This is a genomic window from Mycobacterium sp. 5-140-3-2, from assembly GCF_035666375.1.
Taxonomy (GTDB): Bacteria; Actinomycetota; Actinomycetes; order Mycobacteriales; family Mycobacteriaceae; genus Mycobacterium; species Mycobacterium intracellulare.
Map to the genome: position 1 here is coordinate 1,273,149 of NZ_CP142025.1, position 12,649 is coordinate 1,285,797.

The 12,649-nt window shown below is 67.7% G+C and carries 13 protein-coding genes; 9 read left to right on the forward strand and 4 right to left on the reverse strand.

Going from position 1 to position 12,649, the window contains the following annotated elements; translation table 11 throughout:
* Nucleotides 1-36 precede the first annotated feature (36 nt).
* On the reverse strand, nt 37-615 hold the full coding sequence (locus P6281_RS06290; protein ID WP_008254645.1) for a DUF4190 domain-containing protein: 579 nt from the start codon (nt 613-615) through the stop codon (nt 37-39).
* Between the two features lie 183 nt (nt 616-798).
* On the opposite strand from P6281_RS06290, the gene P6281_RS06295 reads away from it, so the two are divergent.
* From P6281_RS06295 to P6281_RS06320, 6 genes are read left to right on the forward strand one after another with little or no spacing between them, the layout of a single operon-like run.
* Nucleotides 799-1,326 carry a general stress protein gene (locus tag P6281_RS06295; RefSeq protein WP_008254647.1) on the forward strand — a complete coding sequence of 176 codons (528 nt, stop codon included), beginning with the start codon at nt 799-801 and terminating at the stop codon, nt 1,324-1,326.
* A 23-nt stretch (nt 1,327-1,349) separates the two neighbouring features.
* Nucleotides 1,350-2,762, forward strand: a complete 1,413-nt coding sequence (locus P6281_RS06300) for an extracellular solute-binding protein (protein ID WP_008254648.1) — start codon at nt 1,350-1,352, stop codon at nt 2,760-2,762.
* A gap of 50 nt (nt 2,763-2,812) precedes the next feature.
* Nucleotides 2,813-3,697 (forward strand): carbohydrate ABC transporter permease, encoded by an 885-nt coding sequence (locus P6281_RS06305; RefSeq protein WP_014382017.1) that lies wholly within the window; start codon nt 2,813-2,815, stop codon nt 3,695-3,697.
* Nucleotides 3,687-4,526: a carbohydrate ABC transporter permease gene (locus P6281_RS06310; protein ID WP_014382018.1), complete on the forward strand. Its 840-nt coding sequence runs from the start codon at nt 3,687-3,689 to the stop codon at nt 4,524-4,526. The genes P6281_RS06305 and P6281_RS06310 overlap by 11 nt, the downstream gene beginning before the upstream one ends.
* Nucleotides 4,527-4,530: 4 nt before the next feature.
* Nucleotides 4,531-5,709 (forward strand): ABC transporter ATP-binding protein, encoded by a 1,179-nt coding sequence (locus P6281_RS06315; RefSeq protein ID WP_014382019.1) that lies wholly within the window; start codon nt 4,531-4,533, stop codon nt 5,707-5,709.
* Complete coding sequence (locus P6281_RS06320; RefSeq protein ID WP_041784837.1) at nt 5,706-6,299, forward strand: suppressor of fused domain protein; 594 nt, start codon at nt 5,706-5,708, stop codon at nt 6,297-6,299. Before P6281_RS06315 ends, P6281_RS06320 begins: the two co-directional genes overlap by 4 nt.
* An 85-nt stretch (nt 6,300-6,384) precedes the next feature.
* On the opposite strand, the gene corA is transcribed toward P6281_RS06320, so the two are convergent.
* Nucleotides 6,385-7,479: a magnesium/cobalt transporter CorA gene (corA, locus tag P6281_RS06325; RefSeq protein WP_008254660.1), complete on the reverse strand. Its 1,095-nt coding sequence runs from the start codon at nt 7,477-7,479 to the stop codon at nt 6,385-6,387.
* Between the two features lie 179 nt (nt 7,480-7,658).
* Between corA and P6281_RS06330 the strand changes: the two genes are divergently transcribed.
* The 3 genes from P6281_RS06330 (at nt 7,659) to P6281_RS06340 (ending at nt 10,780) form a co-directional block, all read left to right on the forward strand.
* On the forward strand, nt 7,659-8,648 hold the full coding sequence (locus tag P6281_RS06330) for a malate dehydrogenase (RefSeq protein ID WP_008254662.1): 990 nt from the start codon (nt 7,659-7,661) through the stop codon (nt 8,646-8,648).
* A 63-nt stretch (nt 8,649-8,711) separates the two neighbouring features.
* Nucleotides 8,712-9,911 (forward strand): NAD(P)-dependent malic enzyme, encoded by a 1,200-nt coding sequence (locus tag P6281_RS06335; protein WP_008254665.1) that lies wholly within the window; start codon nt 8,712-8,714, stop codon nt 9,909-9,911.
* Nucleotides 9,908-10,780: a glycine betaine ABC transporter substrate-binding protein gene (locus P6281_RS06340; protein ID WP_008254666.1), complete on the forward strand. Its 873-nt coding sequence runs from the start codon at nt 9,908-9,910 to the stop codon at nt 10,778-10,780. Before P6281_RS06335 ends, P6281_RS06340 begins: the two co-directional genes overlap by 4 nt.
* A 5-nt stretch (nt 10,781-10,785) precedes the next feature.
* On the opposite strand, the gene P6281_RS06345 is transcribed toward P6281_RS06340, so the two are convergent.
* Nucleotides 10,786-11,637: an SDR family NAD(P)-dependent oxidoreductase gene (locus P6281_RS06345; protein WP_014384066.1), complete on the reverse strand. Its 852-nt coding sequence runs from the start codon at nt 11,635-11,637 to the stop codon at nt 10,786-10,788.
* Between the two features lie 111 nt (nt 11,638-11,748).
* A complete protein-coding gene (locus P6281_RS06350; RefSeq protein ID WP_008254671.1) occupies nt 11,749-12,576 on the reverse strand; it encodes an SDR family NAD(P)-dependent oxidoreductase in 828 nt (275 codons plus the stop codon).
* Nucleotides 12,577-12,649 lie beyond the last annotated feature (73 nt).

Sequence of the window (12,649 nt, forward strand, 5' to 3'; positions counted from 1 at the left end):
GGCCCGATGGCAGACCGGCCGGGGGCGGTCAGGCCGTTAATGCGTGCGCAGTGTGAAGAGCACGACCACCAAAATCACCACCAGCGTGGCGATCCCGATGACGATGCCGGCGACCGCCAGGCCGAAGCCCTCCTGCCGGGTCCGCTTGATCTGATCCAGGGCGATCGCGCCCAGCACTATGGCGACGATTGAGCCCAGCCCGCACAACAGGCCGGTGAACGACGCGATGAGCGAGGCGATCGCCAGCGCGTTGGTGCCGGGCACAGCGGCTTGAGTGGGATAGCCGCCCTGGTAGTCCGGCGGCGGGTAATAGCCCGGATATCCGTGCGCCCCGTAGGGGGGCGGGCCGCCGTACGGCGGCGGCGCCATCGGGTAGGGCGGTCCGAAGTAGCCGGGCGGTTGTTCGTACCCAGGGGGCGGGGGGACGGGCGGGGGATACGACGGCGGGTACCCGGGCGGGTGGTCGGTGGGACCCGGCGGCGGGTACGCCGGGGGCGCCGACTCGGCGGCGGGGGACTCCCAGGGGGCGGGCTCGGAGGCTTCGCCGCCGGTGGGGGGCGAGTCGGTGTTGTCGTCGTGGCCGCCCTCGCCGAAGCCGCCGCCGGGAGCTGTCATGGTGTTCAACCTAACCCATCCGCCGCCGGTGGCCGTGGGTGCGAAACGTCAGCGCGCCACGGGCGCCCGGGAGGGTTCCCGCCACCCCGTGCGCCGTGTTTTCGCAGGTGGAGGAAGGCCGGTGGTTAGGCTGGGGAGGGCCTGAGATGAAACCATCCCCAAGGCGGAGGACAATGAACGGCGATGACTAATCCTTACCAGCCTGGGCAGGTTCCCGGGGCGACACCAGGAAACGCGACGGGGCGTGGACGAGGCGCGCCCGGACTGCCGACACCGCCCAGGGGCTGGCCGGTCGGCTCCTATCCCACCTACGCCGAGGCGCAGCGTGCCGTCGACTATCTGTCCGAGCAGCAGTTCCCGGTCCAGCAGGTGACGATCGTCGGGGTCGACCTGATGCAGGTGGAGCGGGTCACCGGCCGGTTGACGTGGCCCAAGGTGCTCGGCGGAGGCGTGCTGAGCGGGGCGTGGCTGGGCCTGTTCATCGGCTTGGTGCTGGGTTTCTTCAGTCCCAATCCGTGGGGTGCGCTGATCACGGGCCTGGTCGCGGGTGTCTTCTTTGGGCTGATCACTTCGGCCGTTCCGTACTCAATGGCCCGTGGCACAAGGGATTTCAGCTCGACCATGCAGTTGGTGGCCGGGCGTTACGACGTGCTGTGTGACCCGCAAAACGCAGAGAAGGCGCGGGACCTGTTGGCGCGCTTGGCGATTTGAGGCGCGCACGAGAGGTGTGAGCGGTGGTGAGTCGTCGTGGGCGCGTACGCCGGGCAGGCGCAATCGCGCTGGCGACGCTCACCATCGCCGCGACGGTACCCGCGTGCGCTTCGGGAACCCACGGGCTGGTAATCAGCTTCTACACCACGGCCGCCGACGGCGCGACGTTCACCGCGGTCGCTCAGGATTGCACGAAGCAGTTCGATGGCCGCTTCGCCATTCAACAGATCAGTCTGCCCAGAGCCCCCGGCGAGCAGCGTTTGCAGCTGGCGCGGCGGCTGACCGGTCGCGACCGCACGCTGGACGTGATGTCGCTCGATGTGGTGTGGACGGCCGAGTTCGCCGAGGCGGGCTGGGCGCTACCGCTGTCCGACGATCCCGCGGGGCGCGCCGAACCCGACGCGACGGCCGACGTCCTGCCGGGCCCGCTGTCGACGGCGCGCTGGGAAGGCAAGTTGTTCGCGGCCCCCGTCACGACGAACACCCAATTACTTTGGTATCGGCCCGATTTGGTGCGTCAGCCGCCGAGAACCTGGGATGGGATGGTGCGCGAGGCCACCAGATTGCACGCCGCGGGGCAGCCCAGCTGGATCGCCGTGCAGGCCAATGAGGGCGAAGGCCTGGTGGTCTGGTTCAACACGCTGCTGGCCAGTGGGGGCGGCCAGGTCCTCTCGGAGGACGGCCGCCGCGTCACGTTGACCGACACGCCGGCGCACCGGGCCGCCACCGTCGATGCGCTGCGGACCCTCAAATCCGTGGCGACCGCGCCCGGGGCCGATCCGTCGATCACCCGCACCGACGAGGGCACCGCGCGGTTGGCGGTCGAACAGGGCCGGGCCGCACTCGCGGTCAACTGGCCGTATGCGCTGGCATCCATGCTGGAGAACGCGGTGAAAGGCGGTGTGCCCGTTCTGCCGCTCAACCAGGATCCGCGGCTGGCCGGCAGCATCAACGACGTCGGGACGTTCGTGCCCAGCGACGAGCAATTCCGCATCGCCTATCAGGCCAGCCAGAAGGTCTTCGGCTTCGCGCCGTATCCCGGTGTGGCGCCGGGTCATCCGGCCAAGGTGACCATCGGCGGGGCGAACCTGGCGGTGGCCAGCACCACCCGCCACCGCGCCGAGGCGTTCGAGGCCATCCGCTGCCTGCGCAGCCTGCAACATCAGAAGTACGTGTCGATCGCAGGCGGCCTACCCCCGGTGCGCACGTCGCTGTATTCCGATCCGCAGTTCCAGGCCAAGTATCCGATGTACACGATCATCCGGCGGCAACTCACCGACGCCGCGGTGCGTCCGGCCACGCCGGTCTACCAGGCGGTGGCCATCCGATTGGCCGCGACACTGAGCCCGATCACCGAGATCGACCCGGAGCGAACCGCCGACGAACTCAGCGCCGAGGTGCAGAAGGCGATCGACGGGAAGGGGCTGTTGCCGTGACGGCCACCGCCCCCGCAACGCGCGCCCGGCCGTCTTCCGTCGCACCGCGTTTGCGGACCCGAAACCGGCTCTCCGAACAGCGCTTGGCCTTGTTGCTCGTCGCCCCGGCGGCGCTTCTGATGCTGACGGTGACGGCCTATCCGATCGGTTACGCCGTGTGGTTGAGCCTGCAGCGCAACAACCTTGCCGTCCCCGACGACACCGCGTTCATCGGGCTGGGCAATTACGTGACGATCCTGACCGATCGGTATTGGTGGACCGCGCTGGCGGTCACGCTGGGCATCACCGTCGTGTCGGTGACCGTCGAATTCGTCCTGGGCCTGACACTGGCGCTGGTGATGCACCGCACCCTCGTCGGAAAAGGCATGGTGCGCACCGCGATCCTGATCCCGTACGGCATCGTCACCGTGGTCGCGTCGTACAGCTGGTACTACGCCTGGACGCCCGGGACGGGCTACCTGGCCAACCTGCTGCCGCATGGCAGCGCTCCGCTGACTTCGCAGATCCCGTCGCTGGCGATCGTCGTGGTCGCCGAGGTCTGGAAGACGACGCCGTTCATGTCGCTGCTGCTGTTGGCCGGGCTGGCACTGGTGCCAGAGGAGCTGCTGAAGGCCGCCCAGGTCGACGGCGCCGGCCCCTGGCGCCGGCTGACCGGCGTCACTCTGCCGATCATCAAGCCGGCCGTGGTGGTCGCCCTGCTGTTCCGAACCCTGGACGCGTTCCGCATTTTCGACAACATCTACGTCTTGACCAACGGCGCCAACAACACCGATTCGGTGTCGATCCTGGGCTACGACAACCTGTTCAAGGGGTTCAACGTCGGACTCGGCTCGGCGATCAGCGTGCTGATCTTCGTGTGCGTGGGCCTCATCGCCCTACTGTTCATCAAGGTCTTCGGGGCGGCGGCGCCCGGTGGTGACGTCGATGGCCGCTAACCGGCAGGACGCGCGGCGCACCACGATCTGGGTCGTCATCGACACGGTGGTCGTGGTGTACGCGCTGCTGCCGGTTTTGTGGATCTTCAGCCTCTCGCTGAAGCCGACGTCAACGGTCAAGGACGGCAAGCTGATTCCGTCGTCGGTATCCCTGGACAACTATCGCGGCATCTTTCGCGGCGACATCTTCAGCTCGGCGCTGATCAACTCCGTCGGGATCGGGTTGATCACCACCGCGATCGCGGTGACTCTCGGGGCGATGGCCGGCTACGCGATCGCGCGCCTGAATTTTCCGGGCAAGCGGGCGCTGGTCGGCGCCACGCTGCTGATCACGATGTTTCCCGCGATCTCGTTGGTCACACCGCTGTTCAACATCGAACGCTTCGTCGGCCTGTTCGACACCTGGCCGGGCCTGATCCTGCCCTACATCACGTTCGCGCTGCCGCTCGCGATCTACACGTTGTCGGCGTTTTTCCGCGAGATCCCCTGGGATTTGGAGAAGGCGGCGAAAATGGACGGCGCTTCCCCGGCGCAGGCGTTCCGTAAGGTGATCGTCCCCCTGTCGGCGCCGGGCGTGGTGACCGCCGCGATCCTGGTGTTCATCTTCGCCTGGAACGATCTGCTGCTGGCGCTGACCCTGACCGCTACCAAGGCGGCGATCACCGCGCCGGTGGCGATCGTGAACTTCAGTGGCAGTTCACAGTTCGAGGAGCCGACCGGATCGATCGCGGCCGGCGCCGTGGTGATCACCGTTCCCATCATCGCTTTTGTTCTAATCTTCCAACGACGAATCGTCGCCGGGTTGACCTCCGGCGCCGTGAAGGGATGACGCGATGGCCGAGATTGTGCTGGACCATGTCAGCAAGAGTTATCCCGACGGCGCCGTGGCGGTGCACGACCTGAACATCACCATCGCCGACGGCGAATTTCTGATCCTGGTCGGTCCGTCGGGCTGCGGTAAGACCACGACGCTGAACATGATTGCCGGGCTTGAAGATATCTCCTCGGGTGAGCTGCGCATCGGCGGCGAACGGGTGAACGAGAAGGCGCCCAAAGACCGCGACATCGCGATGGTGTTCCAGTCCTATGCGCTGTACCCGCACATGACGGTGCGGCAGAACATCGCGTTCCCGTTGACGCTGGCGAAGATGCCGAAGCCCGAGATCGCGCAAAAGGTCGCCGAGACCGCCAAAACCCTTGACCTGACCGACTTTCTGGACCGCAAGCCCTCCCAGCTGTCCGGGGGACAGCGGCAGCGGGTGGCGATGGGCCGCGCGATCGTGCGCCATCCCAAGGCGTTTCTGATGGACGAGCCCCTGTCCAACCTGGATGCCAAACTGCGCGTCCAGATGCGCGGCGAGATCGCCAGGCTGCAAAAGCGCCTGGGCACGACGACCGTTTACGTCACCCACGATCAGACCGAGGCCATGACACTGGGCGACCGGGTGGTGGTGATGCATTCGGGCGTCGCACAGCAAATAGGCACCCCCGATGAGCTTTACGAGCACCCGGCCAACCTGTTCGTCGCGGGCTTCATCGGCTCGCCGGCGATGAACTTCTTCCCGGCCACGTTGACGCCGATCGGGCTGACGGTGCCCTTCGGGGAGGTGATGCTGACACCGGACGTCCAAGAGGTGATCGCCCAGCACCCCACGCCGGGCAACGTCATCGTGGGGGTGCGGCCCGAGCATCTGTCCGACGCCGCGTTGATCGACGGTTACCAGCGCATCAGGGCGCTGACCTTCGAGGTGAAGGTCGACCTGGTCGAATCGCTGGGCGCCGACAAGTACGTGTACTTCTCCACCGCGGCATGGGCCGCGCACTCGGCGCAACTGGACGATCTGGCCGCCGAGGGAGACGCGCACGAAAACCAGTTCGTGGCACGGGTTCCCGCCGAATCCAAGGCGGTCATCGGGCAGTCGATCGAGTTGGCGTTCGACACGACACGGCTCGTGGTCTTCGACGCCGACTCCGGGGCCAACCTGACCATCGCGCCGTCGGACGCGCGGTGACACAGCCGTTGGAGCAGGTCCGTGCGCATGTACGCGCCCACTTCGGCGACCTCGAACCCGATTCGGCGAGCGTGACATTCCTGGGCACCGAAACCATCGAAGTGCTGCGATTCCGCGAGACAAGCGGGCTGGTGCACTACGTCTCCCTGGGCTGCTCGCGCCACCCCATGGCCGAACCGACCCTCGATATCGCCGACCCGGTGCGCGGCCCGCGGGCCGAAATCGTCCTCCAGTTGCGCGATCCCGGCCCGATCACCGGCATCGCCCGCAGCATCGCGATACTGGCGGCAACTCCCGCCGTCGAGGGCGCCGTGCTGAGTGCCGATGCGCTGATCGACCTCGGCTCGCCGCTGTGGGCGTCGCCGTCGCGGAAGGTGCCGTTCACCGCGGTGTTGCTGGGCCGCAGCGAGATCGCGGATCTGCCGCTGGAACCGCCGCGCGACCCGGTGCGCTTCCTGTTGGCGACCCCCATCACCGCGACCGAGGCGGCGTGGGTGCGGTTGAAAGGCGCCGAGGCGATGCGGCAAGCGTGGGATAACGACGGCGTCGATGTGCTGAACACGAATCGCCCCGCCGCACAACCCAACTGACCGTACTGAGCGCATCGCCGAACGTGCACTCGGGGCGAGAATTCTGCGATTTCGTCGCCGTGAGTACACGCTCGGCGAGGAAGCGTCAGAGCCAGTTGCGGTTGCGGAACTGGAAATACAGGACCAGGCAGACGACGACCATCACCGCCATCACCCCCGGGTAGCCCCACGTCCAAGTCAGCTCGGGCATGAAACGGAAGTTCATCCCGTAGATGGCGGCGACCATGGTGGGCACCGCCAGGATGCCGGCCCAGGCCGCCATCTTGCGCATGTCGTTGTTCTGCTGCATCCCGACGCGAGCCAACGCGGCCTGGATCAACGAGTTGAGGGTGTCGTCGTAGCTGGCGATCTGGTCGGCGGCCTCGGAGTGGTGGTCGGCGACGTCGCGCAGATAGCGCCGCAACTCCTTGGAGATCACGTCCTTGTTCTCCACCTGGATCCGGTGGAACGCGGCCGACAGCGGGTTGACGCACCGGCGGAGCTCGACGACCTCGCGTTTGAGCAGATAGATCGGCTCGACGTCGATCTTGCTGCCCGGCGCGAAGGCCAAACCCTCGATGCTGTCGATGTCGGACAACATCAAACTGCTCACCTCGAGGTAGTGGTCCACCACGTGGTCGGCGATCGCGTGCATCACCGCGAAGGGGCCCAGCCGCATCTGCTCGGGGTCGCCGTCCATCCGCTTGCGCACCTCGGACAGTCCGCCGTGTTCACCGTGGCGGACCGTGACCACGAAGTCGCGGCCGACGAAGACCATGATCTCGCCCGTCTCGACGATCTCACGGGCCAGCACAACCGATTCGTGCCGGACGTAATTGACGGTCTTGAGGACGAGGAACAGGGTGTCGTCGTACCGCTCCACCTTGGGCCGCTGATGGGCGCACACCGCGTCTTCCACGGCCAGCGGGTGCAGGCCGAAGACGTCGGCCACCTCCTGCATCTGGGCCTGGCTGGGTTCGCGCAGGCCCACCCAGACGAACCCTTCGTGCCCCTGCGCTTCGATCTCGCGCACCTTGTCCAGGGAGGCGGCGTAACCGATCTTGCCGGGCAGCCGGTGGCCGTCGGCGTAGACGGCGCAGTCGACGAGCGTCTCCTTGGCCGGTCGCGCGCCCGGCTGCGGTTCGGGTTCCTGCGCGAGGGGCCGAAGCGCTTCGGGCAGTGCGTCGAATCCTTGGAACACATCCACCTCCCTCGCAGCGCAGGTCCCGACCAGGCGGTGCTCCATGCTACGCGTCCCGGCTGTTCAAAGCCTGACGATCAGCCCTGGTAGCGGACCGGAGAATGCGATCGAAAAAGGGTGCGCTAGTTTCGAGCCGAAACCGGAATCCGCACGACCTTCTCCACAAGGAGTACATCGACGTGAGCGCAAGTCCTCTCAAGGTCGCCGTCACCGGCGCCGCCGGCCAGATCGGCTACAGCCTCTTGTTCCGCCTGGCCAGTGGCTCGCTGCTGGGCCCCGACCGCCCGATCGAGCTGCGTCTCCTGGAGATCGAGCCCGCGCTCAAGGCGCTCGAGGGCGTCGTGATGGAGCTCGACGACTGCGCCTTCCCGCTGCTGTCCGGCGTCGAGATCGGCGCGGACGCGAACAAGATCTTCGACGGCGTCAACCTGGCCCTGCTGGTCGGGGCGCGGCCGCGCGGCCCGGGCATGGAGCGCAGCGACCTGCTGGAGGCCAACGGCGCGATCTTCACCGCCCAGGGCAAGGCGCTCAACGAGGTTGCCGCCGACGACGTCCGCATCGGCGTGACCGGCAACCCGGCGAACACCAACGCGCTGATCGCGCTGAGCAACGCCCCCGACATCCCCAAGGAGCGGTTCTCGGCGCTGACCCGGCTGGACCACAACCGGGCTATCTCGCAGCTGGCCCGAAAGACCGGCGCCAAGGTCACCGACATCAAGAAGATGACGATCTGGGGCAACCACTCCGCGACCCAGTACCCCGACATCTTCCACGCCGAGATCGGCGGCAAGAATGCCGCCGAGGTGGTCAACGACCAGGCCTGGATCGAGAACGACTTCATCCCGACCGTCGCCAAGCGCGGCGCGGCCATCATCGACGCCCGCGGCGCGTCCTCGGCCGCGTCGGCCGCCTCGGCCACCGTCGACGCCGCCCGCTCCTGGCTGCTCGGCAGCCCGGAGGGCGACTGGGTGTCGATGGCCGTCTACTCCGACGGCTCCTACGGCGTGCCCGAAGGCATCGTGTCGTCGTTCCCGGTGACCACCAAGGACGGCAACTGGTCGATCGTGCAGGGCCTGGAGATCGACGAGTTCTCCCAGGGGCGCATCGACAAGACCACCGCCGAGCTGGTGGAGGAGCGCACCGCGGTCACCGAGCTCAAGCTGATCTAACGCCGGAGTATGACCCAGATCACCAATTAGGCCTACTAATGGGTAGGCCTTACCCTGAACCCCGTGTCCGAATTGCTTGAATCGATACAGACGCAGGCCGAGCATGGTGCGATCACCGATGCCGAGATCTTCGAGGCACACGTAGGCGGCAAGCTTTCGGTGAGCCTGACGTCCCCGCTGGACACCCAGCGCGCGCTGTCGATCGCCTACACCCCCGGCGTGGCGCAGGTCAGCCGCGCGATCGCCGCCGACCACGCTCAGGCGGCCCGCTACACCTGGGCGAACCGGCTGGTGGCCGTCGTCAGCGACGGCAGCGCGGTGCTCGGCCTGGGCGACATCGGGCCCGCGGCGTCGCTGCCGGTCATGGAGGGCAAGTGCGCCCTGTTTCAGGCGTACGGCGGGCTGAACGCCATCCCGATCGTGCTCGACACCAAGGATCCCGACGAGATCGTCGAAACCCTGGTGCGCCTGCGCCCGACGTTCGGCGCCGTCAACCTCGAGGACATCTCCGCGCCGCGCTGCTTCGAGATCGAACGCCGGGCCATCGAGGCCCTGGACTGCCCGGTGATGCACGACGACCAGCACGGCACGGCCATCGTGGTGCTGGCCGCGCTCATGGGCGCCAGCAAGCTGCTCGGCCGGGACATGAACTCGCTGAAGGTGGTGGTGTCCGGGGCCGGGGCCGCCGGTGTCGCGTGCACCAATCTCCTTATGGTGATGGGTGTTTCGGACATCACCGTCCTCGACTCGCGCGGAATCCTGCACACCGCTCGGGACGACATGAACGACGTCAAGGCGGCCCTGGCGCGGCGCACCAATCCCGACGGCCTGACCGGCAGCGCGGCGGAAGCCCTCCGCGGCGCGGACGTGTTCCTCGGCCTGTCGGGCGGCGTGGTCCCCGAAGAGATGATCGCCACGATGGCACCCAACGGAATCGTGTTCGCACTGTCCAACCCCGATCCGGAGATCCACCCCCAGATCGCGGCCAAGTACGCCTCGGTGGTGGCCACCGGCCGCAGCGACTTCCCGAACCAGATCAACAACGTGCTGGCATTCCCAGGGGTGTTCCGCGGCGCGCTAGAGGCGGGTGCCCGCCGGATCACCGAGAAGATGATGGTCGCCGCGGCCGAGGCGATCTTCTCCGTCGTCAGCGACGACCTTGCCCCCGACCGGATCGTCCCCAGCCCGCTGGACCTGCGCGTCGGGGAGGCGGTTGCCGCGGCCGTGGCGATCGCCGCCGACATTTCCGTCTCCGGGGGGTGAAAATCGGCAGGCTGGCGGCACCGCTGCTCGCCGCCATACTCGCCGTTTCCGGTTGCGCGACCGACACCGGCGGCGATCCTCGCGCCCGCGCGGAGGTCGTGGTCGGGTCCCGGTCTGATGCCGAATCGGCGCTGCTGGCCGGCATCTACGTGGCCGCCTTGCGGTCCTACGGATTCGGCGCGCGGTTCCAGCCGACCACCGACCCGAAGGCCGAATTGGATTCGGGCGCAATCACCGTCGTTCCCGCCTTCACCGGCCGGGTGTTGCAACGCCTGCAGCCAAGCGCCACAGCGATGTCCGACAAAGACGTCTACCGAGCGATGATCGCCGCCCTACCCGAGGGCATCGTGGCGGGCGACTACACGACGGCCGCCGAGGACAAACCCGTGCTGTTGGTGAGCCGGGCCACCGCCAAGTCATGGGGCGGCAGCGACGTCAGCGCGGACTTGAGCACGCTGCCGCGGCACTGCGCCGATCTCGTCCTCGGGACCGTCGCCGGCCACCGGGCGCCGTCGGCCATCGGCCCCTGCCGCCTTCCGGATCCGCGTGAATTCCCGGATGGCACAACGATGTTCGCGGCGGTCGCGTCCGGACGGCTGACCGCGGCATGGACGACCACCGCCGACCCGGGTGTCCCCGCCGACCTGGTCGCGCTGGCCGACACCAAGCCCACGCTGATCCGGGCCGAAAACGTGGTGCCGCTGTATCGGCGCAACGCGCTCAGCGAACGGCAAGTGTTGGCGATCAACGAAGTGGCCGGCGTGCTCGACACCGCGGCCCTGGTCGACATGCGCCGGCAAGTGCGTGCCGGCGCCGACCCGCAGGCGGTGGCGGCCGGCTGGTTAGCCGAGCACCCGCTGGGCCGCTGAACAAATCAGCGCTTGGGCAGCAGCCGGTGCACGACCTGCTGAAGCCGGCTCATCACCGGCCCGCCCAGCAGCAGCTCCGGCCGCGAACCCGTCAGCCGCACGACCAGGTCCATCGCCTTGACGTCCGGCCCAACCAGCACCCGGGCCTTGTTCTTGCGCACCCCTTCGAGGATGAGCTGAGCCGCACGCTGCGGGGTGGTCTTGGCCTGCTGTTCCTCGAACAGGTTGGCCAACTCGGCGTGGTCGAGCCCCTCGACGCCGGTGGCGTTGCGGGCGAACGCGGTTTTGATGCCGCCCGGATGCACTGTCGTCACCCGCACCGGGTGACCGGCGCGCGCCATCTCCTGGTGCAGCGCCTCGGTGAAGCCGCGGACGGCGAACTTGGCCGAGACGTACGCCGCCTGGCCGGGCGCGGAAAACAGGCCGAGCGCGCTCGAGATGTTGATGACGTGTCCGTCCCCGGAGGCGATCAGGTGCGGAAGGAACGCCTTGGTGCCGTTGACGACGCCCCAGTAGTCGACGTCGATGACGCGCTCGATGTCCTTGAACCGGCTGTCCTCGATGGATCCGATGAACGTGATGCCGGCGTTGTTGTAGACCTGGTTGACCGCGCCGAAGTGCTCGTTGACCGCGTCGGCGTAAGCGAGGAAGGCGCTGCGCTCGGTCACGTCGAGCTGGTCGGATTTGACCGGTGCGCCGATCGCCGCCAGTTGCTCTGCGGTCTGCGCCAGCCCTGCGGTGTCCACGTCGCTGATCGCGACCTTGGCGCCGGCGCGACCGAGCTCGACCGCCAGCGCCTGGCCGATGCCCGAGCCCGCGCCCGTGACCACGGCGACCTTGCCGGCGAACCCATCCATGCAACACTCCCTCGACCAGGCTTGACCGCGTTGAGGCTAATCGTTACCAGTGATGGTGGCTAGCGCAGGGCGAAACGGTGAACGCGCGCGCCCGTCACACTGAGAGATCGATCACTGCTTGGGCAGCAGCCGGCCCATGACGGGGCCGAACAGCTGCTGATACCCCGAACCCGTCAGGCGCACCAAGATGTCCAACACCTTGGCGTCCGCGCCGACGAGCACCCGCGCCTTCTTCTTGCGCACCGCGTCGAGGATGATCTGGGCCGCGCGCTGCGGGGTGGTCTTGGCCAGCCGCTTGTCGAACAACTTGGCCAGCTCGGCCTGATCGAGGCCCTCGGCGGTGGTGGCGTTGCGGGCGATCGCGGTCTTGATGCCGCCCGGGTGCACCGTGGTCACCGCCACCGGGTGGCCGGCGGCCACCATCTCCTGGCGCAGCGCCTCGGTGAAGCCGCGGACGGCGAACTTGGCCGAGTTGTAGGCCGCCTGCCCCGGCACCGAGAAGAGCCCGAACACGCTGGAGACGTTGATGACGTGCCCGTCGCCGGAGGCGATCAGGTGCGGGAGGAACGCCTTGGTGCCGTTGACCACGCCCCAGAAGTCGACGTCCATCACGCGTTCGATGTCCTTGAACTGGCTGACTTCGACGTCGCCGGTGAAGGCGATCCCGGCGTTGTTGTAGATCTGGTTGACCGTGCCGAAGTGCTCTTTGACCGCGTCGGCGTAGGCCAGGAACGCTTCGCGTTCGGTCACGTCGAGGCGATCCGCCTTGACCTGGGCGCCGATCGCCTTCAGCTGCTCCTCGGTCTGGGCCAGCCCTTCGAGGTCGACGTCGCTGATGGCCAGCTTGGCCCCCGAGCGCCCCAACTCGACGGCCAGCGCCTGCCCGATACCCGAACCCGCGCCCGTCACCACCGCGACCTTGCCGGCGAATCCTTGCATGAGCACCCTTCCTAGTCGGCCCGTTTGCGTCGAGGCTAGCCGGTACCGGCGGTCCCACTTTCTTCGGGTGTGA

Coding starts and splice junctions, on each gene's coding strand:
- P6281_RS06290 (WP_008254645.1), bottom strand. CDS start 615: ATGACAGCTCCCGGCGGCGGCTTCGGCGAGGGCGGCCACGACGACAAC.
- P6281_RS06295 (WP_008254647.1), top strand. CDS start 799: ATGACTAATCCTTACCAGCCTGGGCAGGTTCCCGGGGCGACACCAGGA.
- P6281_RS06310 (WP_014382018.1), top strand. CDS start 3,687: ATGGCCGCTAACCGGCAGGACGCGCGGCGCACCACGATCTGGGTCGTC.
- P6281_RS06315 (WP_014382019.1), top strand. CDS start 4,531: ATGGCCGAGATTGTGCTGGACCATGTCAGCAAGAGTTATCCCGACGGC.
- P6281_RS06345 (WP_014384066.1), bottom strand. CDS start 11,637: ATGGATGGGTTCGCCGGCAAGGTCGCCGTGGTCACGGGCGCGGGCTCG.
- P6281_RS06350 (WP_008254671.1), bottom strand. CDS start 12,576: ATGCAAGGATTCGCCGGCAAGGTCGCGGTGGTGACGGGCGCGGGTTCG.